This window comes from Shewanella sp. cp20, assembly GCF_000832025.1.
Classification (GTDB): Bacteria; Pseudomonadota; Gammaproteobacteria; order Enterobacterales; family Shewanellaceae; genus Shewanella.
Genome location: NZ_JPII01000045.1, coordinates 19667 through 41138 on the forward strand (window position 1 = coordinate 19667; position 21472 = coordinate 41138).

The 21472-nt window shown below is 52.9% G+C and carries 24 protein-coding genes; 15 read left to right on the forward strand and 9 right to left on the reverse strand.

Going from position 1 to position 21472, the window contains the following annotated elements:
• Position 1 precedes the first annotated feature (1 nt).
• The 6 genes from yajC (at position 2) to DB48_RS14460 (ending at position 5429) form a co-directional block, all read left to right on the forward strand.
• Positions 2 to 334, forward strand: a complete 333-nt coding sequence (gene yajC, locus DB48_RS14435) for a preprotein translocase subunit YajC (RefSeq protein ID WP_033539156.1) — start codon at positions 2 to 4, stop codon at positions 332 to 334.
• Between the two features lie 39 nt (positions 335 to 373).
• Positions 374 to 2224 (forward strand): protein translocase subunit SecD, encoded by a 1851-nt coding sequence (gene secD, locus DB48_RS14440; RefSeq protein WP_041510938.1) that lies wholly within the window; start codon positions 374 to 376, stop codon positions 2222 to 2224.
• 13 nt (positions 2225 to 2237) lie between these two features.
• Positions 2238 to 3185 carry a protein translocase subunit SecF gene (gene secF, locus DB48_RS14445; RefSeq protein WP_041510939.1) on the forward strand — a complete coding sequence of 316 codons (948 nt, stop codon included), beginning with the start codon at positions 2238 to 2240 and terminating at the stop codon, positions 3183 to 3185.
• Between the two features lie 336 nt (positions 3186 to 3521).
• Positions 3522 to 3839, forward strand: coding sequence for a putative signal transducing protein (locus tag DB48_RS14450; protein WP_041510940.1), 318 nt, complete (start codon positions 3522 to 3524; stop codon positions 3837 to 3839).
• 70 nt (positions 3840 to 3909) lie between these two features.
• Positions 3910 to 4821, forward strand: coding sequence for a precorrin-2 dehydrogenase/sirohydrochlorin ferrochelatase family protein (locus DB48_RS14455; RefSeq protein WP_041510941.1), 912 nt, complete (start codon positions 3910 to 3912; stop codon positions 4819 to 4821).
• 68 nt (positions 4822 to 4889) lie between these two features.
• Positions 4890 to 5429 (forward strand): YaeQ family protein, encoded by a 540-nt coding sequence (locus DB48_RS14460; protein WP_041510942.1) that lies wholly within the window; start codon positions 4890 to 4892, stop codon positions 5427 to 5429.
• Positions 5430 to 5555: 126 nt separating this feature from the next.
• Here DB48_RS14460 and DB48_RS14465 read toward each other — a convergent pair whose 3' ends face one another.
• The 3 genes from DB48_RS14465 to DB48_RS14475 form a co-directional block, all read right to left on the reverse strand.
• Complete coding sequence (locus DB48_RS14465; protein ID WP_041510943.1) at positions 5556 to 6992, reverse strand: carbon starvation CstA family protein; 1437 nt, start codon at positions 6990 to 6992, stop codon at positions 5556 to 5558.
• Between the two features lie 119 nt (positions 6993 to 7111).
• Complete coding sequence (gene btsR, locus DB48_RS14470; protein ID WP_041510944.1) at positions 7112 to 7822, reverse strand: two-component system response regulator BtsR; 711 nt, start codon at positions 7820 to 7822, stop codon at positions 7112 to 7114.
• Positions 7819 to 9516 (reverse strand): sensor histidine kinase, encoded by a 1698-nt coding sequence (locus DB48_RS14475; RefSeq protein ID WP_041510945.1) that lies wholly within the window; start codon positions 9514 to 9516, stop codon positions 7819 to 7821. Before DB48_RS14475 ends, btsR begins: the two co-directional genes overlap by 4 nt.
• 157 nt (positions 9517 to 9673) lie before the next feature.
• Between DB48_RS14475 and DB48_RS14480 the strand changes: the two genes are divergently transcribed.
• Positions 9674 to 9916, forward strand: a complete 243-nt coding sequence (locus tag DB48_RS14480; protein ID WP_041510946.1) for a YecH family metal-binding protein — start codon at positions 9674 to 9676, stop codon at positions 9914 to 9916.
• A gap of 7 nt (positions 9917 to 9923) precedes the next feature.
• Here the strand turns inward: DB48_RS14480 and DB48_RS14485 are convergent, their stop codons facing one another.
• The 6 genes from DB48_RS14485 to suhB form a co-directional block, all read right to left on the reverse strand.
• Positions 9924 to 10268 carry a hypothetical protein gene (locus DB48_RS14485; protein WP_041510947.1) on the reverse strand — a complete coding sequence of 115 codons (345 nt, stop codon included), beginning with the start codon at positions 10266 to 10268 and terminating at the stop codon, positions 9924 to 9926.
• Positions 10255 to 10923, reverse strand: coding sequence for an AAA family ATPase (locus DB48_RS14490; RefSeq protein WP_041510948.1), 669 nt, complete (start codon positions 10921 to 10923; stop codon positions 10255 to 10257). The genes DB48_RS14485 and DB48_RS14490 overlap by 14 nt, the downstream gene beginning before the upstream one ends.
• 113 nt (positions 10924 to 11036) lie before the next feature.
• On the reverse strand, positions 11037 to 11339 hold the full coding sequence (locus DB48_RS14495; RefSeq protein ID WP_041510949.1) for a PilZ domain-containing protein: 303 nt from the start codon (positions 11337 to 11339) through the stop codon (positions 11037 to 11039).
• 175 nt (positions 11340 to 11514) lie between these two features.
• Positions 11515 to 11919: a phosphate-starvation-inducible protein PsiE gene (locus DB48_RS14500; RefSeq protein ID WP_011866120.1), complete on the reverse strand. Its 405-nt coding sequence runs from the start codon at positions 11917 to 11919 to the stop codon at positions 11515 to 11517.
• A gap of 108 nt (positions 11920 to 12027) precedes the next feature.
• A complete protein-coding gene (locus DB48_RS14505; protein WP_327270820.1) occupies positions 12028 to 13122 on the reverse strand; it encodes an NnrS family protein in 1095 nt (364 codons plus the stop codon).
• A 617-nt stretch (positions 13123 to 13739) separates the two neighbouring features.
• Positions 13740 to 14543, reverse strand: coding sequence for an inositol-1-monophosphatase (gene suhB / locus DB48_RS14510; RefSeq protein ID WP_041510950.1), 804 nt, complete (start codon positions 14541 to 14543; stop codon positions 13740 to 13742).
• 157 nt (positions 14544 to 14700) lie between these two features.
• Between suhB and trmJ the strand changes: the two genes are divergently transcribed.
• From trmJ to hscA, 8 genes are all read left to right on the forward strand, one after another.
• Positions 14701 to 15459 carry a tRNA (cytosine(32)/uridine(32)-2'-O)-methyltransferase TrmJ gene (gene trmJ / locus DB48_RS14515; protein ID WP_041510951.1) on the forward strand — a complete coding sequence of 253 codons (759 nt, stop codon included), beginning with the start codon at positions 14701 to 14703 and terminating at the stop codon, positions 15457 to 15459.
• 4 nt (positions 15460 to 15463) lie between these two features.
• A complete protein-coding gene (gene cysE, locus DB48_RS14520; protein ID WP_041510952.1) occupies positions 15464 to 16285 on the forward strand; it encodes a serine O-acetyltransferase in 822 nt (273 codons plus the stop codon).
• A 196-nt stretch (positions 16286 to 16481) separates the two neighbouring features.
• On the forward strand, positions 16482 to 16943 hold the full coding sequence (iscR, locus tag DB48_RS14525; protein WP_011866115.1) for a Fe-S cluster assembly transcriptional regulator IscR: 462 nt from the start codon (positions 16482 to 16484) through the stop codon (positions 16941 to 16943).
• Positions 16944 to 17020: 77 nt separating this feature from the next.
• Entirely contained in the window at positions 17021 to 18235 is a 1215-nt protein-coding gene (locus DB48_RS14530) for an IscS subfamily cysteine desulfurase (protein WP_041510953.1), read from the forward strand.
• A gap of 36 nt (positions 18236 to 18271) precedes the next feature.
• Complete coding sequence (iscU, locus tag DB48_RS14535) at positions 18272 to 18655, forward strand: Fe-S cluster assembly scaffold IscU (RefSeq protein ID WP_041510954.1); 384 nt, start codon at positions 18272 to 18274, stop codon at positions 18653 to 18655.
• Positions 18656 to 18669: 14 nt separating this feature from the next.
• Positions 18670 to 18993, forward strand: a complete 324-nt coding sequence (iscA, locus tag DB48_RS14540) for an iron-sulfur cluster assembly protein IscA (RefSeq protein WP_041510955.1) — start codon at positions 18670 to 18672, stop codon at positions 18991 to 18993.
• A 17-nt stretch (positions 18994 to 19010) separates the two neighbouring features.
• Positions 19011 to 19532 carry a co-chaperone HscB gene (gene hscB / locus DB48_RS14545; RefSeq protein ID WP_041510956.1) on the forward strand — a complete coding sequence of 174 codons (522 nt, stop codon included), beginning with the start codon at positions 19011 to 19013 and terminating at the stop codon, positions 19530 to 19532.
• Positions 19533 to 19606: 74 nt separating this feature from the next.
• Positions 19607 to 21469 carry a Fe-S protein assembly chaperone HscA gene (gene hscA, locus DB48_RS14550; protein WP_041510957.1) on the forward strand — a complete coding sequence of 621 codons (1863 nt, stop codon included), beginning with the start codon at positions 19607 to 19609 and terminating at the stop codon, positions 21467 to 21469.
• Positions 21470 to 21472 lie beyond the last annotated feature (3 nt).

A 21472-nucleotide genomic window follows, 5' to 3' on the forward strand; every position in this document is an offset into this window, starting at 1 on the left:
TATGTTCATTTCAAATGCATACGCAGCCGACGCGCCGGTAAATGGTGCGGGTGGTACCATGGAACTGGTTTTCATGCTGGTCATTTTTGGTTTGATCTTTTACTTCATGATTTTCCGTCCGCAATCTAAGCGTGTAAAGGAACATAAGAACCTGATGAGCTCGCTGAGCAAGGGTGATGAAGTGCTCACTAGTGGTGGGATCCTGGGTAAGATCGCCAAGATCAGCGATGACAACGATTACGTGTTGCTGACGATCAACGAAACCTCAGAAATCACAATCAAGAAGGATTACATAGCGGCTGTTTTGCCTAAAGGGTCTATTAAGTCACTTTAAGTTGAAAGTTAAGTCACTTTAAGCCAAGAGGGCGATGGTGTGTTAAATAAATACCCAATGTGGAAGAACCTGATGGTGGCGTTGATCATCACCATCGGTGCCTTCTACGCAATACCAAATTTATTTGGTGAAGATCACGCGGTGCAGGTCGTGGCCACACGTGGCGCGGAAGTTAATGCTTCGACTCAGAGTCAGGTTACTGACCTTCTGTCGGCGCAAGGCATCGCGGTGAAGCGTTCAGAGTTGGAAAATGGTCAGCTATTGGTGCGCGTTGCCGATGCCGATCAGCAACTGCTGGCGAAAGAGGCAATTGCCGAGGTACTCGGCGACAAGTATATCGTGGCGCTTAACCTGGCACCGGCTACGCCTCAGTGGCTGGAGTCTATGGGTGGTAGCCCGATGAAGCTGGGTCTGGACCTTCGCGGTGGTGTGCACTTCCTGATGGAAGTGGACATGAGCGAGGCGATCCGCAAGATGACCGAAGCAAAAATTGCCGACTTCAGAACCGATCTTCGTGGTGAGAAAATTCGTTATGCGGGTATTCGCAATACCCCTAAAGGGATTGAGATCAAGTTTCGTGATGCCGAGAATTTAGCCAAGGCAGAACGATTCCTCAAGAGCCGCACTAACGAGATGGTGTTCGTCGATGCGTCGTCAGGCAGCGATTTCATGTTGCTGGCGAACATGAGCGAGATCTACCTCAAGCAAGTGAAAGAGGAAGCGCTGCAGCAGAACATCACCACCTTGCGTAATCGTGTGAACGAGTTGGGTGTTGCCGAGCCTGTGGTTCAGCGCCAGGGTGCGGAGCGCATCATCGTCGAATTGCCGGGTGTTCAAGACACGGCCCGTGCCAAGGATATCCTGGGTGCGACTGCGTCTATCGAATTCCACATGGTTGATGAGAAGGCCGATGCGGCGGCGATTGCAGCCGGTCGCGTGTCTCCAGGTTCGCAGATCTATGATCGCCGCGAGGGCGGTAAAGTGGCCCTGCATAAAGAGGTGATGCTTACCGGTGACCATATCCAGGGCGCACAGCCAAGTTTCGACGAGTATAGCCGTCCTCAGGTGTCTATTAACCTGGACTCTAAGGGGGGCTCTATCTTCTCGAACGTGACCAAGGACAACATCGGCAAGCCGATGGCGACCCTGTTCATCGAGTATAAGGATAACGGCGCCAAGAACCCTGACGGCAGCGTGAAGATGGATAAGATCGAAGAGGTTATCTCGGTCGCGACCATCCAGGCGCGTCTGGGCCGCAACTTCGTGATCACTGGGCTTGACCACTCTGAAGCGCAAAACCTGGCGCTCTTGCTACGTGCCGGTGCCCTGATTGCACCTGTCTCTATTGTCGAAGAACGCACCATTGGTCCTAGCCTGGGTGCCGAGAACATCGACAACGGTCTGCAGGCGATGATCTGGGGTATGGCGGTCGTGTTGATCTTCATGCTGGTCTACTACCGCGGCTTTGGCCTTATCGCTAACCTGGCGCTGACGGCTAACCTGGTGATGGTAGTAGGTGTCATGTCTATGATTCCTGGCGCCGTGCTGACGCTGCCGGGTATCGCAGGTATGGTATTGACTGTCGGTATGGCGGTAGATGGTAACGTACTGATTTACGAGCGTATTCGTGAAGAACTTCGTGCGGGACGCAGCGTACAGCAGGCGATTCATGAAGGTTATGGCAACGCGTTTTCAACCATTGCTGATGCCAACATCACCACCTTTATGACGGCCTTGATCCTGTTTGCCGTGGGTACCGGCGCCGTGAAAGGCTTCGCCGTGACCCTGATGATAGGTATCGCGACCTCTATGTTCACCGCCATCGTGGGTACTCGCTCGATAGTTAATGCTATCTGGGGCGGTAAGCGCGTGAAGAAACTGTCTATTTAAGGGGAAGTTGACCATGTTCCAGATTTTATCAATTAAAGGCACGATCAACTTCCTGCGTCACGCCGTGGCCATTAGTGCGCTATCACTTATCTTGGTGGTCGGCTCACTCGCTTCTTTGGCCGTGAACGGGATTAACTGGGGACTTGATTTCACCGGCGGTACCGTCGTTGAGATGGAGTTTAAGAACCCTGTCGATCTTAATAAGCTGCGTGCAGCCCTGACCTCTGACGAGACAGATGGTGCCGTGGTGCAGAACTTCGGTTCGAGCCGTGACGTGCTGATCCGTCTGCCGGTAAAAGAGGGTGTGAAGAGCGACCTGCAAGTCGAGCATGTGATGCAGGCTGCGTCTCAGGTCGACCCTAGCGTGACCCAGAAGCGTGTCGAGTTTGTCGGTCCTCAGGTGGGTAAAGAGCTTGCTGAGCAGGGCGGCCTGGCCGTCTTGGTGGCGCTGATCTGTATCCTTATCTACGTCTCTTTCCGTTTCGAATGGCGCCTGGCGCTGGGTTCGGTAGCGGCGTTGGCGCACGACGTGATCATCACCCTAGGTGTGTTCTCTCTGTTCCAGCTGGAGTTTGATCTGACCGTCCTGGCCGGTGTGCTGACGGTGGTGGGTTACTCGCTCAACGATACTATCGTTGTGTTTGACCGTATCCGTGAGAACTTCCTCAAGATGCGTAAGGGCACCCCAGAAGATGTGGTGAACAACTCTATCACCCAAACCATGAGCCGTACCATCATTACCACGGGCACGACCCTGGTGGTGGTTGTGGCCCTGTTCCTCAAGGGCGGCACCATGATCCACGGCTTCGCGACAGCCTTGCTGATGGGGATCTTCGTGGGTACCTTCTCTTCTATCTATGTAGCGAGTTTCCTGGCGGTTAAGCTGGGGATCAACCGCGAGCATATGATGCCAGTAGAGATCGAAAAAGAGGGCGCGGATCAGGAAGCGCTGATGCCATAGGGCACAGATTGCCTGATATGTGTCATGAAAAAGCCACGGTTTCGTGGCTTTTTTATTGCCAAATTGGCCGGATCCCGACTCGACAATTGGTCAGTTTTAAGGCTAGGATGTTGAGCGAATATACCAATCACAGTAAAAATGTGATCAGAAATAGCGCAGGAAAAACGCTTGAGAACAAAGCAGGATTTTTAGATAAGTAGTTATTCTACAATTAAAAATACTAATACAGTTATCGAGCGTTTTAACAAGCTAGAATGATTAATTATTTATTACGATTGGTATTAGTCAATACACCTGATAATTTGCCAAAAAGAGCAAGCGTTGTAGGGGATAAAGATGGAAGAACGCAGTAAGTTGGTGGCCGGAGGTAACTTGTTACAGGCCCATGCTTGGAAAGGGATGTTGGAGGCCTGCGGTATTGGGGTCGAACTGCGAGGCGAGGCCTTGCTAGGCGGTATCGGTGAGTTACCGGTTGACTTACAGGATGTCGAGCTGTGGGTTGCAGAGTCACAATATGAGGCGGCCAGGGCACAGCTGGAAACCTTAAACAGCGAGAGCCCTAAGTGGCAATGCGTTAAGTGTCACGAGATAAACGAAGGTAACTTTGAACTCTGCTGGCATTGCAGCGCTGAGCGCAGCGAACAGCTCAGCTAGTAGTGCTTGCCGCTGACTTAGGCTTACTTTACTCTTGTCTTATTCTTAGTCGAGACAAGTCATTTAGATAATGCAATATTTTCCCATTTTCGCTCAGGCCGATGGGCTGAAGATCCTGATGATAGGGGCCGGCGAGGTTGCCAGCCGTAAACTTGAGCTGCTGTGTCGCACTCAGGCCCACATCAGGGTGATCGCCCCGGATGTCTGTGACGCCGTGATGGCCTTGGCCACTCAGGGACAGATAGCCCTGGAGCAGCGTTTCGCCGAACTCGATGACCTTGAAGGGATAGACCTGCTCTATATGGCGACCAGCGATGAGCCGCTCAATCGTCAGTTTGCCCTGCAGGCCAAGGCGCAGGGGCTCTGGGTCAATGTGGTCGATGCGCCTAAGCTGTGTAATTTCATCACGCCTGCCATCGTCGATAGAGGACGTTTACAGGTCGCCATCAGCACCAGCGGCGCGGCGCCGGTATTTGCCAGAGAGCTCAGGGCGCGTTTGGAGACCTGGCTGCCAGCCTCCCTGAGCGGGCTGTTTGATTTCATCGCCGAGAAACGCACCGAGGTTCAAGACCGTCTGCCGGCGTTTGAACAGCGCAAGCTGTTCTGGGAACAGTTTTTCCGCCTCAATGGCGACAGGTTCGATGAGCGTACGGACAACAATTTCGAGCAGGCGTTCGATACCCTATCGACCAGTGGCGAACTCTTGCTGCTCGATGCCCACACCCCCATAGATCTCCTTCCCCTTGCTGCGGTGCCCATGATGCAACGCCTCGACTGGCTCTGTAGCGATTTGGACTTGCCGCAGCGTCTGTCTGAGTTGGTGCGCCGTGACGCCGGACGTCAGCCCATGTTGTCGCTCAGCGAGTTGGCTGCCAGGTTAGAGAAGGGCGAACGTGTGATGGTTTATGGTGAATCAGAGACCATAGCGCAGCTGGTGGCCCATTTCCCCATGGCTAAACATCTGCGCCCGGGCGCACTATAACGCTTCTGTTGCTCAAAGGGCGCCTAATTAGGGTAAACTAGGCGCTTTATTCTTAACGATTGAGCATTATGGCGCCCAAAGCAACCGTTTATAAAGTGCAGCTGCAGATTGCCGACATGGATCGTGGCTACTACCAGGATCATTCCCTCACTATTTCGCAACACCCGTCTGAAACCGATGCCCGCATGATGGTCAGGCTGTTGGCGTTTGCCCTGAATGCCAGTGACACCCTGGCCTTTAGCAAGGGGCTCTGCGTCGAAGGGGAGCCTGAACTGTGGCAGAAATCCTTAAGCGATGAGATAGAGTTGTGGATCGAGTTTGGCCAGAGTGACGAGAAGTGGCTGAGGAAGGCAAGTAGCCGTGCCGATAAAGTTTTGCTCTATACCTATGGTGGCCGCGCCGTGCCAATTTGGTGGCAGCAAAATGAGCAAGCGCTCAGTCGTTACCAAAATCTCGAGGTGTGGAATCTTCCCGAAGAGGCGGTGAAGGCGATGGGTGAGATGGTGGCCCGTAACATGAGTCTGCAATATAACATCAGCGAAGGTGAGGTGTGGCTCTCAAACGACAGTGGCAGTGTACACATAGTCCCCGAGCAGCTAAAGGGATAAGCGTTAGAGGATACGCTAGCGCGACGATTACCGTCCATAAGCCCTGGATAAAGGCATAAAAAAACCAGTCTCGCGACTGGTTTTTTACTTTGGGGGTTGTTTTAACGAAGATGTTAATTGAGGAGATTAGGCCTCTTCGGCTAGCTCTTCTTCGCCGCGGCCCTTTGTCTTCACTATGATAAGCGCCGTGATAACTAGGGTGGCAACGATACCGGCAAGGGTCGATACCGTCATCGGCAGGCCTGCACCTAAGGTGGCCGAGTTGAGCAGGAAGCTGATGACCACTGTGGTCATGAACATGGCTGGCACGGTACAGATCCAGTGCAACTTGTTATGACGCAGCAGGTAAGCAGAAGCGGTCCAAAGCATCATCACAGCCGTGGTTTGGTTAGCCACACCGAAGTAACGCCAGATCACACCGAAGTCAACCTGAGTCAGAATCGCACCAACCACAAACAGTGGGATGGCCAGCATAAGACGCTTAGGCAGCGCTATCTGTGGCATCTTGAAGAACTCTGACAGGATAAGACGTGCAGAGCGGAAAGCGGTATCGCCAGAGGTGATAGGCAGAACAATCACACCTAGGATAGCCATGAATCCGCCGACCGCGCCCAGCAGGCCAGTAGAGGCTTCGTATACGACATTTGCAGGGTTACCCGCCATGCCGGCATTTAGACCTTCTACACCGCCGAAGAATGACAGGGCGATAGCACACCAGATAAGGGCGATGATACCTTCACCAATCATGGCGCCGTAGAACACGAAGCGGCCGTTAGATTCATTCTCGACGCAACGGGCCATCAGCGGAGACTGAGTGGCGTGGAAGCCAGATACGGCACCACAGGCGATGGTGATGAATAGCGCAGGCCAGAGTGGCATGTCGTTCGGGTTCAGGTTAGTCAGGAAGTCACCGGCGCTGAAACCTGGCAGCAGCGTGTGCTCGCTAGAGACGATCAGGGCGATGGTCAGGCCCACAGACATGAAGAGCAGCAGGGCGCCGAAGAAGGGGTAGAGGCGACCGATAATCTTATCGACAGGCACGATAGTGGCGATCAGGTAGTAGGTAAAGATGATGCCAAGGAACAGGCTAACATCCCAACCGGTCAATTTGCCTAGCAGGCCAGCCGGCGCCGAGATGAAGACCACACCCACCAGCAGTAGGAGTATGATGGCGAACACGTTCATGAAGTGCTTGGCGCTCTTGCCCAGATACTTACCGGCAAGGTTTGGCACTGACTGACCATTGTTGCGCACCGACAGCATGCCCGAGAAGTAGTCGTGCACCGCACCGGCGAAGATACAACCTATGACGATCCATAGCATGGCGGCAGGACCATAGAGGGCACCTAAGATAGGGCCGAAGATGGGGCCAACACCTGCAATGTTTAACAGTTGAATGAGGTAGACCTTACCTTTCGACATAGGCACATAGTCGACGCCGTCTGTCTTGGTAAAGGCGGGGGTTTGGCGAGCGGTATTGATACCGAACACCTTCTCAACAAACTTACCGTAGATGAAGTATCCGCCGAGGAGCAGGCCGACACAGATTAGAAACCACATCATAATTAGTACTCCCATTAAAAGTTAACAAGAGTGTAACCTGTCGGCAATTTTAGGAAACCGACATTTAGGTGAGTGGTCGAATAAGCGGATTAAGCGGTAAAATCGAGGCGGTAACTGTATTAGTGAAAGCCGAAGATCTGTTTCAGCGGCTTGAGGAAACGCCGCGACACAGGGATGGTTTTACCCGAGTGGGTGACCACCTCGGCGCCATTTTCCAGGATGAGGATCTCGCTGATCGCCTGCGGGGAGACCAGATACTGCTTATGGCAGCGTACCAGATCTGTCTTCTCCTCTAACACCTTGAGGGTCAGGTGAGTGTGTACCTGCTCCTGCGCCGTGGTGACATGGATGCCGCTGAGATCGCTAAAGGCAAACTCCACTTCACCGACATTGACCACCTTGAGACGATTGCCGCAGTAACAGGGAACATGCTCGAGCTGAGTCGGCAGTACCGCATCCAGCGGCTTTTGGTGTAGATCTCGGCGCACCCTTTCAATAGTGGTGGCCAGGCGCGCCTCATCGACGGGTTTGAGTAGATAATCGAAGGCATGATTGTCGAAGGCCTTGATGGCGTACTCGTCGAAGGCGGTAACAAACACCACCCTGGGCATGTTGTCGGGATCTAACATGGCGACCAACTCGAGTCCATTTACCTTGGGCATCTGAATATCGACGAAGATCAGCTGAGGCTTGAGCTTGCCAATGGCTTGCATCCCCTCGATGGCATTACTGCACTGGCCTATTACCTCAAGATCGGGATAGATCTTGAGTTGGTCGTAAAGGGCTTCGCGGGCAAAGGGTTCATCGTCGATTATTAAGCAAGTGATCACGCCGTGGATTCCGTTTGTGCCGCATCGTTAAGCGGCAGAGTAATAATAACTTGGGTAAAACGGTCCTTCTCGCAGTTGATCTTAACGCCATAGAGGGGGCCAAACAGGCTCTGGATCCGCTTATGGACGATGGACATACCTAATCCTGAGGTGTCTGTATTGAGCTCTTCTCGATACAGACCTGCATTGTCTTTAACTTCCAATATTAATAAATCTTGCTCGGCTCTGCCACTGACCCAGATCTCGCCGGGCTCAAGCAGGTGTGATGTACCGTGCTTCACCGCATTTTCTATGATGGGCTGCAGGGTAAAGGCCGGCAGGCGATACTGGTGCAACGCGGACGGAATATCGATATGCACGCTGAGTTTGTCGATAAACCTTGCCTTCTCTATGGTGAGGTAGGCGTCGATATGTTCTAGCTCGTCGCTGAGGGTCACCAGGCCCGTGGTGCGCTTGAGGTTGATACGCAGAAACTGCGACAGATGTTGCAGCAGCTGTCTCGCCATCAGGGGATCTTTGCCTATGATGGCGGCGATGGTATTGAGGGCGTTAAACAGGAAGTGAGGGTTCACCTGAGCCTGCAACAGCTTTAGTTCGGCCTGGGTGAGCAGGCTCTGTTGCAGCTCATAGCGGCCATAGAGGATCTGGTTACTCATCAGCCTGGCGATCCCTTCTCCCAGGGTGCGGTTGATGTTGAGAAACAGCTTGTTCTTCGGCTCATAGAGCTTGATGGTACCAATCACCTCGGACTCACACCGCAGGGGGATAACCAGGCTGGAGCCGAGACGACACTGGGGCGAGATGGAGCAGGCATAGGGAGTCTCCACGCCGTCGGCGAACATGACGCAGTTCTGCTCTATGGCATCTTGGGTGATCTTAGATGAGATAGGCGTCCCGGGAATATGATGGTCATCGCCGATGCCGATGAAGGCCAGTAGCTTCTCTCTGTCGGTAATTGCCACCGCGCCGACGTTGGTCTCCTCCAATATGATTTGCGCCACCTTAGTGCTGCCCTCCTGATCGAACCCCTTGGAGAGAATGCCTACGCTGCGCTCGGCAATTTTCAGCGCCTTGGTGGAGAAGGCGGAAGAGAGCTTGTCGAACATGGTCTTCTGATCTCGCACCATACTCATGAAGAGAGCGGCGCCGATGGAGTTGACCGTCAGCATGGGCAGCGCAATCTGTTTGACCAGGGTCAAGGCCTCGCCATAGGGTTTGGCGATGGCCAGGATCAGTGCCATCTGTAGCATCTCGGCCGAGAAGGTGACCAGGGCGACCAGCAGTGGTGCATAGACCATCTCACTGCGGTTTTGTTTGCGCAGATAGAAGCCGACTATGCCCGCCGACAGCCCCTCTAGGGTGGTGGAGATGGCGCAGGCCAGATCGGTAAAGCCACCCATGCTGTATCTGTGCAGACCGCCGGTTAAGCCGACCAGAAAACCGGTTACCGGTCCGCCTAACAGGCCACCGAGCACGGCGCCCATGGCACGGGTGTTGGCGATAGCATCGTTGGTCTGCTCGCCAAAATAGGTGGCCATGATGCAAAAGCCCGAGAAGATAAGATAGATGTAGATCTTATGGGGCAGGCGAGTGGCCGTCTCGGCAAACAACTTAAACAGCGGCGTCTTACTTAGCAGGTACACTATCACCAGATAGAGACACATCTGTTGGGTGAGCAGGAGGATCAGCGGCATAGCAACTTGGGTACTCGTGTAGGAGAGGCCTGAGTGATCTTCAGCATAGCACTGGCGCTGGTTTTAGGACAAGGGCGGGCTTTGCGTACGGGATCAAAGTTTCTGTCAATGAGATAGGTTATAAAGAGATATCTTTTTTATATCTTTTAGGAAGAGTATGTCAGATTCAATTCATGGCCATCAGGTGATGGAACTTATGTTGTCCTTGGGCCGCGCAGTATCAAAGAGGGAGCTGACTCAGCTCATGCATAACGAGTTTGGTGAGCATGCACGCTATCATACCTGTTCGGCCAGCGAGATGGACGCCCAGGAGCTGATTGCGTTTCTCGAGCGTAAGGGCAAGTTTACCGAGTCGGCCGAGGGGATAGCCACCGCAGCCGATCGTATCTGCAATCACTAACGCATCGCTAGTCCTGGCTGAGCTCTATCAAGGCTTGTAGCTCTGCCTTAGATTTACCGGCGAATTCGGTGATCATCATACGGATCAGGCGAGACTTGGCCACCTTGCTCTCCTTCGCCAGCGAATTGAGCTGAGCTATGCTGGTCTCGGTCAGGGTAAAGGTGGCATGGCGAAAGATACGGCTCGCCTGCTTCTTCTGGTTGACCGTGGTATTGGTTTTGCGTTGTTTCTTGACGCGATTAGAGAGGCTAGGCTGACCAAACGCATAGTTGTTGGCATCCTCGATAAAATCTTCAACCGACAACTTTTTGCGTGGCTTAGATTTACGGCGTTTAAGATCAGTTAAGCTCATAGGAATTTTCTGGTGGTATCGCAAACAGTTCATCGGCGATAGCACGTATCTCGGCGGCGGCTTTTCCTTCCGGTTCGATTTCGATGACCGACGATCCTTGTTCTTCACTGTCATCATAGATGTTGCGGCTAAAGGTCACCGCGTCCAACACCCTGAGTCCGAATGATTCAACCACCTCCTTGGCCTCCAGTATGCGTTTATATTGGCTGGGCAGTGCAGGGCACTGGGTCATCACCACGGTAGCCACCATCTTAGGGTTGACCATCTTACAGGTGCTGAGCATATCTTCCATATGGGGGAGAGTCTTAAGATCCCGCCGCTTGGGCCTCAGAGGCAGTACCACATAGGTGGCTACCGACATGGCCGCACGCATGGCTAGGTTGTCCTGACCACCGCAGTCGACGATCACATAGTCGAATCTTTGGTCTAACCCAAGAAGATCATTACGAATTTTACCGTAGAGTTGAATGCAGTTAATCGCGGGTAGGCTGGTATCTTCGTTACGGGCCTGGATCCAGTCTGAGGTGGTGCGCTGGGGATCACAGTCGACCATCAATACGTTGGCTTTGTATTTTTGAGTGATATGTACGGCGATATTTTGGGCCAGGCAACTCTTGCCCGCGCCACCTTTCTCACCCCCAACAAGCAGAATCATAGCGTGTCTCCCTCAAGCATTGGCACTGGTTTATGTCGCAGAACTTGTGCTGTTTAGTATAGAACAGAGTTATGGATACTGCCCGAACTCCTGTTTTTAGTTCACTGAAAAGGCTAAATAATTTGCATCGCAACCTGGAAACGATGTGGTGCACATTCGGTGCATCGACACACCTGGGCCTTGATACTGTTTTGCTTATCTGTGTTGGGATTGAAGGTGACAGTGAGCAGGTCGCCCAAAGTAAAAGCCTGCTTGTATTCAATCAGCACACCACGACGCGCCAGATCCATACAGATGGCATCATCTGTGTGCACCACGTCTAAGCCATCCGTCCATGAGATCAGGATACGTTCGGCTTCCATGTCAACCCGCAGGGATTGACGGCGTTCTTCAAAATCTTCGTGGTTTTGATCCATCAGAGTTTTCCTTGCTGTTAGATATAGGGGGAAAGCCTTTTAAACGTAGCACAGTTTATGTGGGAAATAATAGTTATAACAACATGAATAACGGTTAGTTATTTACAGCTGATGTTGAGTTGATGCTTGGTAGTCAAATGTAAAAAGGGGCGGCGCCTGCCGCCCCACAAACAGGCTAGTGATCGTCCTCTTTTCGAGGATAGGGGAGTTTTAGCTGTCCCCAGCGGATCACGATAACCGTACTGGCGAGCACTAGGGTAGAAACCGAGATGGCTAGAATACGCCAGTCTTCCATCCCCTTCATATCCAGAATCAGATAACGGGCCAGGGCGACGATGGCGATATAGAGCGGCATCCGCACCGGTAACTTACCGGACTCTGCGTAGTTGGCCACCATGGCCAGCACCTCGAGATAGATGAATAGCAGCAGCAGATCCGCCAGCGCGACCTCTCCCATCTTGATGATGTGCGCTATCTCTTGCCCTATGGCCACTATGGTGGCAATGGCGATGATAATTAAAACAAAATGTTCTATTGCTTTGAGGCTTTTAGAGCCATATTGCGTGTAGAGTTTTCCCATGAATAGCGCTCAATAATGTTTTTATAGATGGTAACAAGTATTGAGCGCTATGCCAGAGCCTGGATGTGATGCTTTTCACAAACTGACGTTTTGGCCTCTGTTAGGGACTTAGCCGGGTCTGCCATCAACCCTTGGAGTGAGCAGAATGGGGGCGTAGCAGACAACAAAGGTGCCAAAGGCGAAGATCCAGGCCACCAGGGCAACCGTGAGCCAAAGCATAAACTGCTGTGGGAACAGGCTTGCCAAGACGCGGGTGATTGTCGAGATAAGGATAAGGGCGAAGGCGCCTGTCATTACCTTAGGTGGTAGCAGGTTGCGACCAGTATGGCCCAAGGAGACCCTGGCCATCATTGCCAGGATCATGCCGCCCAGTCCGCCTACCGTCATGGCGTGCAGACCGGCCGAGACGCTAGCGCCCATCGCGATCAGCAGCAGGCCAACCGGGATGCAGAGATAGCTCAGATGCAGCGACCAGAGTAGTGGTACGCCAAAGGTAGATTGCACGCCCCAACGAGACCAGCGTACCAAGAGGGTGATCCCGGCCACGGCGGCGCACAGCATTACCGCAAGGGGCTGACCCACGAGCATGGCGATAAAGAGAGCCATCAGGCTGATGAAGGTGAGCTTCTCCAGCCAGGAGATGTTGTCCGGGCGCTGCCACTGTGTGGCTCTATCGGTAAAGAAGGGAATTACCCGGCCACCGATGAGGGCCACTATGGTTACCATCAAGATGGTGGCACCGTGAAAGGCATGGGATACCAGCAGGCTGTTCTGGCTGCTCACACCGTAGTAGCTCAGGGCATTGGCCATGGTGAGCAGCAGCAAGATGGGGATGAAGGCAAAGTTGTGCCATTGCCTCACGGCGATCACCTGGCGGGCCAGTACCAGTGCCGCTGCCGGCGCGAACAGTAGATCCAGCATGGCCACGACCTCGAAGCTGCCCCACTGATTATTCGCGAGTAAGATGCGCGGCGCCAGCCAAAGCAGGAAGAGGGCTCCCAGTGACCAGCCTTTGATGCTCTTCTGACCTGTCCAGGTTTGCGATGCGGTTAACAGGAAGCCTGCCACAATCGCCATCACGAAGCCGAACAACATCTCATGGCCGTGCCACCACAGCGGATTGCCATGGGGAGTAAAGCCGAGACGACCGGTGAGAAAGCTGCCCCAAAGTGCCGGGCAATCAGGCTGAACAGAGCGCCAAATAGGAAGAAGGGACGAAACCCCAAACGCAGCAGGGCGAGTTTGGGTTGGAGGTGGGCGGGTTCGTCTATGTTAAGCATACGCGTCTCAATAAATATCCGAGTAATTATGTCGGATATTATAAGATGTAATTTATATGCATGTAAATAAGCGGTAGTCGCTTTTAACGAATACAGACTTTAAATCTGTGTATTGACGGCGACTAATACCAATCAAAGTGAGTATTTGATCAGAAATAGCGCAGGAAAAACGCTTGAGAGCAAAGCAGGATTTTTAGATAAGTCATTATTAAACAACTAAAAATACTGATGCCGTCATTGAGTGTTTTAACAAGCTAGCATGATCAATTATTTATTACGATTGGTATAAGGGCGGAAGCCGTCTTACGGGGCCTTATAAGCGTACTTGCTACTTTAATAGGCGGCTGGCAGGTATACAGTTAAAGACGATGGTTTCACGAACCCGTGGGCTGATGGCGAAACCCGAAAAAGATGTCAACAAAAAGCATAAAAATCAGGTGTTAAAAAACCGCCCCTAAATTATGTACAGTAACTTATATACAGTATCTTATGTACAGTAACCTAAAGGGCGGTTTTAATAGAGTGCGATTAATCCAGGGATTAACGCTTAAGGGCATCGCTCAGCAGAGGGCGGAAGCTCTTCACCATAGCGACGGTTGCCTTAGGGCTACCTGCGATGATGTTGCCTGAACCCATGTAGCCGTGGTTACCGGTAAAGTCGGTGACGGTACCGCCGGCTTCACGAACCAGCAGATCGCCTGCGGCGATGTCCCATGGCTTAAGGCCGATTTCGAAGAAGGCGTCCATACGACCGGCTGCTACGTAAGCCAGATCCAGGGCGGCAGAACCTGCACGGCGCAGATCGGCACACTGGCTGAAAGTAGAGGCCAGCAGCTTCATGTATGTTTCTGAGTGTTGCTTTGCTTTGAATGGGAAGCCGGTACCTACGATGGCGTCGCTAAGATCGTTTGCTTTGCTCACGCGGATACGGAAATCGTTTAGCTTGGCGCCTTTACCGCGCACAGCAGTGAAAAGCTCGTCACGAACAGGATCGTAGACGACGGCAACTTCGGTTTTGCCTTTGTGTTGTACGGCGATAGAAACCGCAAAATGAGGGATGCCTCTAACAAAGTTGTTAGTGCCATCCAAGGGATCGACAATCCACATGTAGTCGCTGTTTTGACCCTTATTCTCACCATTTTCTTCACCGACAATGGTGTGGTCCGGGTATGACTTGCGGATTTGATATGTAATGGCAGCTTCAGCTTCTTTATCTACGTTAGTCACGTAGTCATTGATACCTTTTGCGCTAACTTCTACACGGTCGAGTTCGGTATAGGCACGCATAATTGTTTGGCCGGCAGCGCGAGCGGCGCGCACAGCGATGGTCTGCATCGGATGCATTACAATCCCCTGGATGTTAAAGAACAGATATAAATAATCGGCGCGTATTATACGCTTTTCAAGCGTTATATCAAATATAGATTTTTATATTAAGGGATCCCCTCGCGCTGTGATACCATCAATCCACTGTTCTATAGAAAGAAATCAAACTTGTTTCATGCTTAGCAATATTCGTGTCGTTCTCGTAGGAACCACTCATCCAGGTAATATAGGTTCAACCGCCCGTGCCATGAAAACCATGGGGCTTTCCACACTTTATCTCGCCGAGCCCAAGGTGGCACCCGATGGCCAGTCTGTCGCGCTCGCCGCCGGGGCGTCGGATATCCTTAAGCATGCGGTGACCGTCGACTGTTTGGAAGACGCTATTGCCGATTGCAGCCTGGTGATCGCCACCAGTGCCCGCAGCCGTACTCTGGACTGGCCCATGCTGGATCCTCGTCAGGCGGGTGAAAAACTTGCCGGCGCCGCCGTTAGTGGCCCGGTGGCCATCGTCTTTGGTCGTGAGAGCAATGGTCTGAGCAATGATGAGCTGCAAAAATGCAACTATCATGTGAGCATACCCGCGAATCCGGAATATACCTCGCTGAACCTGGCTCAGGCGGTGCAAATCATCTGTTATGAGGCGCGCGTGGCGCACCTCAACATGGATCCCGAGACGGTGGAAGAGCAGGCGTATCCGCTGGCCAAGGAGCAGGAAAACTTCTTCGTTCATCTGGAGAAGACACTGCTTTCGACCGGATTTATCATCAAGCAGCATCCGGGGCAGGTGATGACCAAGCTGAGACGACTCTTTAGCCGGGCGAGGATCGAGAGCCAGGAGATGAACATCCTGCGTGGTATCCTGACCTCGGTAGATAAGAAGGTCGCATTGGCCCAGCAGGCCACAAAAGTCGTGCAGTCAACGAAGGAAGAATAGAGCCATGGGCGTGATTTCCAGAATTAAAGATGACATAGCCTCCATCTACCATAGAGACCCGGCGGCAAACGGTACCCTAGAGATCCTACTCAACTATCCAGGGATGCAGGCGATTTGGATCCACCGTGTCAGCCATAAGCTTTGGAAGGCCAAATGGTGTCTGACGGCGCGCATGATCTCTACCTTCTCACGCTGGTTGACCGGCGTGGAAATTCATCCGGGTGCCACCATAGGCGACCGTTTCTTTATCGACCATGGCATGGGCGTGGTGATCGGTGAGACAGCCGAAATCGGTAACGACTGTACTCTATACCATGGCGTAACCCTTGGGGGCACGACCTGGCAGGCGGGCAAACGTCACCCGACCCTTGGCAACAATGTGGTCGTGGGCGCCGGTGCCAAGATCCTCGGTCCCATCACCATGCACGATGGGGCGCGTGTGGGCTCTAACTCTGTGGTGGTCAAAGAGGTGCCAAAAGACACCACTGTGGTGGGGATCCCCGCCCGAGAAGTGGCCAGGCCTAGCGATGAGGCTAAGGAGCATGCTCAGCGCCGCTCCGAGATGGCCAAGAAATATGGCTTCGATGCCTATGCGGTCTCGCCCGATAATCCCGACCCTGTGGCCAATGCCATCGGCAAGATGCTCGACCATATGCACCTGATGGACTCCAAGGTGCAAGAGGTGTGTCAGGCCGTGCAGAGCATGGGCGGCAGCGTCTGTACCGAACGGCTTCCCGAGCTCGAAGTGGGTGAATTTAGCGACGCCGAGCAGGCCGCCGCCGAGAAACGCCAGCAGGCGATAGATGAGTTTGATCCCATTATTTAATAAAGAGTGAGATTTATTGCCCTCTGAGCGTTGAATCTTTGCCTTGAAACAGGTTAAATACCCCAGCAACGAAGCAGGGTATTTCCTGTTTCCGATAACGCCCTTAATACCTGACCAAAATACTAGGTTTTATACTTGACTAAAATAGTCGGGTATGATTGAATTGACCTAAGCATTTTAGAGAGCAGTGGTAGCTATGAAACTAACTTCAAAAGGTCGGTATGCGGTAACGGCAATGTTAGACGTTGCAATGCATTCTACTTCTGGCCCGGTCCCATTAGCTGACATCTCCGAGCGTCAGGGAATCTCTCTTTCCTATCTTGAACAACTCTTCGCTAAATTACGTAAGCATGGATTAGTCTCCAGCGTCAGAGGACCTGGTGGCGGTTATCGTCTCGGCTTCGACGCCAGTGATATCTCCGTGGGCATGGTCGTAAGGGCGGTAGATGAGTCGGTCGACGCCACACGTTGTCAAGGTTTGGGAAATTGTCAGAGCGGTACAAGATGTTTAACCCATTCGCTCTGGGGCGATTTGAGCAAACAGATTTCAGATTTTTTAAATGGCATTAGCCTTGCGGGTCTGATGAACAAGCGAGATGTGCAATTTATCTCAATCAAGCAAGACAAGATGCAACAGGAACAAAGAGTAACCCTATAAGTTAACTTTGTTATTAATTATTACTATATGTACGTGGTTAAGTGGTCGCGCCATGACTACTCAGTACGGAGTGTGAGATGAAGCTTCCTATTTATTTAGATTATGCTGCGACGACGCCGGTCGATCCGCGCGTAGCAGAAAAAATGATGCAATACATGACGATGGACGGGATTTTTGGTAACCCCGCTTCACGTTCTCACCGCTACGGCTGGCAGGCCGAAGAGGCGGTGGATATCGCCCGTAACCAGGTGGCCGAGTTGATCAACGCCGATCCTCGCGAGATCGTATTTACCTCGGGTGCTACCGAGTCTGACAACCTGGCTATCAAAGGTGTTGCGCATTTTTATCATAAGAAAGGCAAGCACATCATCACCAGCAAGACAGAACATAAGGCTGTGCTGGACACCTGCCGTCAGCTAGAGCGCGAAGGCTTTGAAGTGACCTACCTTGAGCCAGAGTCAAACGGCATCATCCCTATCGAAAAGATCGAAGCGGCGATGCGTGAAGACACTATCCTGCTCAGCCTGATGCATGTAAACAACGAGATCGGCGTGATTCATGATATCGACGCCATCGGCGAGCTTTGCCGTGCCAAGAAGGTGATCTTCCACGTAGACGCGGCACAAAGCGCGGGCAAATTGCCTATCGACCTGCAGAAGACCAAGGTCGACCTGATGTCTATCTCGGCCCATAAGATGTATGGCCCTAAGGGCATCGGCGCCCTATATGTGCGTCGTAAGCCACGTATTCGTCTGGAAGCGACCATGCACGGTGGCGGACACGAGCGCGGCATGCGTAGCGGTACCCTGGCGACTCACCAGATTGTGGGCATGGGTGAAGCGGCAGCCATTGCCAAGGCCGACATGGAAAGCGACAACGCCCGTATCCGTCGTCTGCGCGACAGACTATGGGACGGCATCAAGCATATCGAAGAAACCTATATCAACGGTGATGCAGAGCAAAGATACTGCGGCAGCCTGAACGTCAGCTTTAACTTCGTCGAAGGTGAGTCTTTGATGATGGCGCTGAAAGATCTGGCTGTTTCATCAGGTTCTGCCTGTACCTCAGCAAGTTTAGAGCCTAGCTATGTGCTTCGTGCATTAGGATTAGACGATGAAATGGCGCACAGCTCAATCCGTTTCTCTATCGGTCGTTTCACGACGGAAGAGGAGATTGACCATGCGATCGAGACCATTACCAAGTCTATCGGTCAGTTGAGAGAGATGTCTCCATTGTGGGAGATGTTCAAAGATGGTGTAGACCTGTCAAAAGTGCAGTGGGCACACCATTAATCCGGCCGATAAACGAATAGAGATTGGAGCAGAATCATGGCTTACAGTGAAAAAGTAATAGATCATTATGAGAACCCGCGTAACGTAGGTTCATTCGACAAGAACGACCCTTCAGTCGTGACCGGCATGGTAGGCGCGCCTGCCTGTGGTGACGTCATGAAGCTTCAGCTGAAGATCGACGAGCAGGGCATCATCGAAGACGCCAAGTTTAAGACTTACGGCTGTGGTAGCGCTATCGCGTCTAGCTCTCTGGTCACCGAGTGGGTGAAGGGCAAGACGATTGAAGAAGCACAAGCGATTAAGAATACGGATATTGCTGAAGAGCTTGCCTTACCGCCTGTAAAAATCCACTGCTCAATCTTGGCTGAAGACGCCATCAAGGCAGCGTTAGACGAATACAAGGCTAAGCACGAAAAGTAATAGTCGGAGTAATAATGGCAATAACGATGACACCGGCGGCGGCCGAGCGAGTAAGAAGTTTCTTGGCTAACCGCGGTAAAGGTATCGGATTACGTTTGGGACTGAAGACGTCCGGCTGCTCCGGCATGGCATACGTGCTGGAGTTCGTCGACGAACTCAATGACGACGATGAAGTTTATGAGATCGAAGGGGTGAAAATCATCATCGATGCCAAGAGTTTCATCTACCTGCAAGGGATCGAGTTAGATTTCGTCAAAGAGGGACTCAACGAGGGCTTCCAGTTCAACAACCCCAATGCGAAAGGGGAGTGTGGCTGCGGCGAGAGCTTCACAGTTTAACGAGCGAATCGAGATACATGAACTATTTTGAGTTGTTTAGTTTATCGCCATCGTTTGAGCTAGATACCGCTTTACTTTCAGAGCGGTATCGCGAGCTGCAGCGTGCGGTGCACCCTGATAAGTTTGCCAATGCCAGCGAGCAGGACAAGCGTCTGGCCGTGCAGCATACCGCCCAGGTTAACGATGGTTATAACACCCTGAAACATCCCATCTCGCGCGCCGAGCACATGCTCAGCCTCAAGGGAATCGACCTAAGCCACGAATCCACCACGGTTAAAGACACTGGGTTTTTAATGCAGCAGATGGAGTGGCGCGAGGCCCTGGAGGAGATCAGCGACAGCGATGATCCCGACGAGGTGATTGAGCATCTGCATCAATCCTTTGGCGAGTATCGCGGTGAGATCACTTCGCAGCTGGCACAAAAGATAGGCAGCGACGAGTCTTCAACCCTGGAGCAGGCCGCCGATCTGGTGCGTAAACTCAAGTTTATGGATAAGCTGCAGGCGGAACTCGAGCGAGCCGAAGACGCACTCTTTTAAGCGCGAATGTTTTTTGATGGCTCTGTCGTCGATTGAGGTCGATTGAGCCTTTTATTTTTTTAAGTTGGAAAGATATGGCACTTTTGCAGATCGCTGAACCCGGACAGAGCGCCGCGCCGCACCAGCACAGGCTGGCTGTGGGCATTGACTTAGGTACTACCAACTCCCTAGTGGCTGCCGTGCGCAGTGGTGTTGCCGATACCCTGGCCGACGAATCAGGCCGTCACGCCCTGGCTTCCGTGGTGCGTTACAGCGAAGATGGGGTGCAGGTCGGCGTGGATGCCGAGCGTTTCTCTGCCCAAGACCCACTCAATACCGTGGTCTCTGTTAAGCGTTTCATGGGGCGCAGTCTGAGTGATATCCAGGCCAAGGATGCCTCGCTACCCTATAATTTCTCTGCCAGCGAAAACGGCTTGCCGCTCTTTAATACCCAGGCCGGTCAGTTCAACCCTATTCAGATCTCTGCCGATATCCTAAGACCCTTAGTGGAGCGCGCCGAGAAGACCCTAGGGGGTTCCTTAGAAGGTGTGGTCATCACAGTGCCTGCCTACTTCGATGACGCTCAGCGTCAGGGCACCAAAGAGGCGGCCAGCCTGCTTGGGGTCAAGGTGCTGCGTCTACTCAACGAGCCGACGGCGGCAGCCATTGCCTACGGACTGGATTCGGGGCAGGAAGGGGTGATCGCCATCTATGACTTGGGCGGCGGCACCTTCGATATCTCGATTCTGCGTCTTAACAAAGGGGTGTTCGAGGTACTGGCTACCGGCGGTGATTCCGCCCTTGGCGGCGACGATTTCGACCATGCCTTGGCGGATCATCTGCAGCAGAGCTGGCAACTGGCCAGCCTCAGCGCCAGCGAACGCCGCGCACTGCTCATCGAGAGTCGCCGTGTGAAAGAGGCGTTGACCGAGCAGGCAAGTGTTACCGCGAGCCTGACATTGGCGGCGGGAGAAGTATTTGAGCAAGTGGTCGACAAGGCGCAGTTTGATGCCCTGATCGAGCCCTTGGTGAAGAAGACCATCGCCAGTTGTCGCCGCGCGCTACGCGATGCCGGTATCAGTACCGATGAAGTGTTGGAAACCGTGATGGTTGGCGGCTCGACCCGCGTGCCTCTGGTACGTGAGCGCGTCGAAGGCTTCTTCGGTAAGGCGCCGCTGACCTCGATCGATCCCGATCGCGTGGTCGCCATCGGCGCCGCGATTCAGGCCGACATCTTGGTGGGTAACAAGCCAGAGTCTGATCTACTGCTGCTGGATGTGATCCCGCTGTCGCTAGGTATCGAAACCATGGGTGGCCTGGTTGAGAAGGTGGTGTCTCGTAACACCACGATTCCGGTTGCCCGCGCCCAGGAGTTTACCACCTTTAAGGATGGCCAAACTGCCATGGCATTTCATGTGGTGCAGGGCGAGCGTGAGCTGGTGGCCGATTGTCGCTCGCTAGCCCGTTTTACCCTCAAAGGCATTCCGCCTATGGCGGCCGGCGCGGCCCATATTCGTGTCACCTTCCAGGTCGATGCCGATGGTTTGCTTAGCGTGACCGCCATGGAGAAATCATCTGGCGTTCAGGCCAGCATCCAGGTTAAGCCTTCCTTCGGTCTGACCGACGAAGAGATCGGCACCATGCTCAAAGATTCGATGGCCCATGCCAAAGAGGATATCGAGCGTCGCATGTTGGCCGAGCAGCAAGTGGAGGCGGCCAGGGTGCTAGAATCCCTGTCGGCGGCACTGGCTAAAGATGGCAACCTGCTCGATGAAGCAGAAGCGGCGACGATTCAGGCGGGAATGGCCAATCTGGCACAGGTGGCGAGCCAAGCCGATACGGACGCCATCGAAAAGGCAATTGCTGCGCTGGACGATGCCAGCCAAAGCTTTGCCGCGAAACGTATGGATAATTCCATTCGATTGGCGCTCAAGGGCCAGTCGGTTGACAATATATAGGTA

What these genes read in the sequence shown, in the direction of transcription:
- yajC (WP_033539156.1), top strand. Translation starts at nt 2, where the DNA reads ATGTTCATTTCAAATGCATACGCAGCCGACGCGCCGGTAAATGGTGCG.
- secF (WP_041510939.1), top strand. Translation starts at nt 2,238, where the DNA reads ATGTTCCAGATTTTATCAATTAAAGGCACGATCAACTTCCTGCGTCAC.
- DB48_RS14450 (WP_041510940.1), top strand. Translation starts at nt 3,522, where the DNA reads ATGGAAGAACGCAGTAAGTTGGTGGCCGGAGGTAACTTGTTACAGGCC.
- DB48_RS14455 (WP_041510941.1), top strand. Translation starts at nt 3,910, where the DNA reads ATGCAATATTTTCCCATTTTCGCTCAGGCCGATGGGCTGAAGATCCTG.
- DB48_RS14460 (WP_041510942.1), top strand. Translation starts at nt 4,890, where the DNA reads ATGGCGCCCAAAGCAACCGTTTATAAAGTGCAGCTGCAGATTGCCGAC.
- DB48_RS14465 (WP_041510943.1), bottom strand. Translation starts at nt 6,992, where the DNA reads ATGATGTGGTTTCTAATCTGTGTCGGCCTGCTCCTCGGCGGATACTTC.
- DB48_RS14475 (WP_041510945.1), bottom strand. Translation starts at nt 9,516, where the DNA reads ATGCCGCTGATCCTCCTGCTCACCCAACAGATGTGTCTCTATCTGGTG.
- DB48_RS14480 (WP_041510946.1), top strand. Translation starts at nt 9,674, where the DNA reads ATGTCAGATTCAATTCATGGCCATCAGGTGATGGAACTTATGTTGTCC.
- DB48_RS14485 (WP_041510947.1), bottom strand. Translation starts at nt 10,268, where the DNA reads ATGAGCTTAACTGATCTTAAACGCCGTAAATCTAAGCCACGCAAAAAG.
- DB48_RS14490 (WP_041510948.1), bottom strand. Translation starts at nt 10,923, where the DNA reads ATGATTCTGCTTGTTGGGGGTGAGAAAGGTGGCGCGGGCAAGAGTTGC.
- DB48_RS14495 (WP_041510949.1), bottom strand. Translation starts at nt 11,339, where the DNA reads ATGGATCAAAACCACGAAGATTTTGAAGAACGCCGTCAATCCCTGCGG.
- DB48_RS14500 (WP_011866120.1), bottom strand. Translation starts at nt 11,919, where the DNA reads ATGGGAAAACTCTACACGCAATATGGCTCTAAAAGCCTCAAAGCAATA.
- suhB (WP_041510950.1), bottom strand. Translation starts at nt 14,543, where the DNA reads ATGCATCCGATGCAGACCATCGCTGTGCGCGCCGCTCGCGCTGCCGGC.
- trmJ (WP_041510951.1), top strand. Translation starts at nt 14,701, where the DNA reads ATGCTTAGCAATATTCGTGTCGTTCTCGTAGGAACCACTCATCCAGGT.
- cysE (WP_041510952.1), top strand. Translation starts at nt 15,464, where the DNA reads ATGGGCGTGATTTCCAGAATTAAAGATGACATAGCCTCCATCTACCAT.
- iscR (WP_011866115.1), top strand. Translation starts at nt 16,482, where the DNA reads ATGAAACTAACTTCAAAAGGTCGGTATGCGGTAACGGCAATGTTAGAC.
- DB48_RS14530 (WP_041510953.1), top strand. Translation starts at nt 17,021, where the DNA reads ATGAAGCTTCCTATTTATTTAGATTATGCTGCGACGACGCCGGTCGAT.
- iscU (WP_041510954.1), top strand. Translation starts at nt 18,272, where the DNA reads ATGGCTTACAGTGAAAAAGTAATAGATCATTATGAGAACCCGCGTAAC.
- iscA (WP_041510955.1), top strand. Translation starts at nt 18,670, where the DNA reads ATGGCAATAACGATGACACCGGCGGCGGCCGAGCGAGTAAGAAGTTTC.
- hscB (WP_041510956.1), top strand. Translation starts at nt 19,011, where the DNA reads ATGAACTATTTTGAGTTGTTTAGTTTATCGCCATCGTTTGAGCTAGAT.
- hscA (WP_041510957.1), top strand. Translation starts at nt 19,607, where the DNA reads ATGGCACTTTTGCAGATCGCTGAACCCGGACAGAGCGCCGCGCCGCAC.